We start from the raw sequence: 1,655 nt of genomic DNA, 5'->3' as shown, positions 1-1,655 counted from the left end.
CAGAAATTCTTTCGAGAAGTTGAGAAGTCCGTCCATGAGAAGCATCACACAGTCCTCGTCGCCGTCACACTGATCGACCGACAGATCGTTCGCGACGAGAGAGTGCGTGTCCTCGACGGTGAGGCAGTAGACGTGCTCAACGTCGCTCTCGACGACCTCCACTTCGTCGACGTTCTCGACAAGGTATTCTCCGGATCCGCCGTCCGACACCTTCGGTGCGTACGGCTCGACGGACGAGACGTTCCCCATCAGCCGATCGCGCTTCCGAGAGAGGTGGAAGCCGGCAATTTCAGAGAACCGAACGGCATCGTGTGACGAGACACTAAGGACGTACGTCTGCGCGGTCATCCGCGGATCGCTCTCGTCGTAGAACTCGGGAAACTTATCATGGAGTTGGACCCTCTTCGGTCGGTCGACAGTCGCGTGAATGTCGAGCCGCCGCAGGAGACCGATCAAGTCCTCTCGAAGCTCCTCGCTCACCGTCGTCGCGGTGATTCGGAGCGATCCGTCATCCACGCTGCCGTCGCCGCTGAAGTAGCCACTCAGATACGCTCCGACGATCTCATCGGGTGCACCGAAGATCCGATCAGGGACTCGCTTCGTGTGTGCGTACACACCGGAGTCGAGCACCGAGTCGAAGAACGCACGCAACAGGCGACCGGAGACGGTCACTTTGGCGTGATTCTCTTCGTACGGGTCGACCCCGAACTCCTCTCGCAAAACGTTGAGGAAGAACTCCCTCGCCTCCGTTTCCGTCCCGCAGATCGTCGTCTGGTGGATCGTCCCCTTCGGCGTCTCCTGTTCGCGGGCGAACCCTTCCGCCGCGTAGTAGCCGAGTAGCGTCGCGACGCGCTCGTTGAGATCGACGAACCGATCGATCTCCGTGCGATCGCGTTTCATTCCGAGGGTGACATCGTCCGGAACGAACGCGAGCATCTCGTCGAGCGAGGAGAAACACTGCTGAAGATACGAGACAGGGAAGCTCTCCCGGTATAGGTAGTTACTCAGCGTCTTTTTGTTCGTCTCGAACACTTCGGTCATGCTCTGGAGGGGATAGAACCGCCCGTCCCAGTCATCCGCGAAAGCGTCCTCGAAGAGATCGTACAGCCGGTCTTTGTCCAGCCCCTTGATCATGAGGCGGTCGGTCGGAACCGCGTCAGACCGGACAAACTCGGCGAGGAGGTCGAACCGCTGCGGGTCCCGACTGATGTCGTCGGACCCGATCGAGTCGGGGATCACCAGCCTGTCGTTCGCGTCGAGTTCTCGCGCCTCTCTGCTGGCGACCTCGTCCCGTTCGTCGTCGTACACGTGAACCCCGTGGTCTGGAGTGACGGTTATCGATCGACCTGACTCGGTACGAACCCGCACGAGGTGGTTCGGTGCGTCGTGCTTGCTGACTGCCTCTACCGAACGAGAGACGCGATCGCCATCCGCGGTCAACGACGGAACGCGCAGGTCACCGTCGACGTCTTCTAATTTGCCGACAGCCGTTCCGAAGTCGTCGAACTCGACGTCGGACCGATCGAGGTACGTCTCGACGAACGCCTCGATTTCGTCGTATCGTAGCTGACCGGTCTCGTCCTCGTACCAGATCTTCGTCTCCGGATGGAAGCAGTTCCGACGTTTCGCGGCGTGAAAGTACGGATGCGCGTATC

Annotated in this window: 1 protein-coding gene; it reads right to left on the bottom strand. The window is 60.0% G+C overall.

What is annotated here, in order from left to right; translation table 11 throughout:
• A partial coding sequence (locus EXE44_RS16665; protein ID WP_274595383.1) for an LAGLIDADG family homing endonuclease occupies window positions 1-1,655 on the bottom strand: 1,655 nt, incomplete at both ends.

The sequence above is a fragment of the Halorubrum sp. SS7 genome (genome assembly GCF_005435055.1).
In the GTDB taxonomy this organism is placed as follows: domain Archaea; phylum Halobacteriota; class Halobacteria; order Halobacteriales; family Haloferacaceae; genus Halorubrum; species Halorubrum salinarum.
The sequence above is the reverse complement of the archived record's forward strand: the minus strand, read 5'-3'. Positions and strand labels throughout refer to the sequence as shown.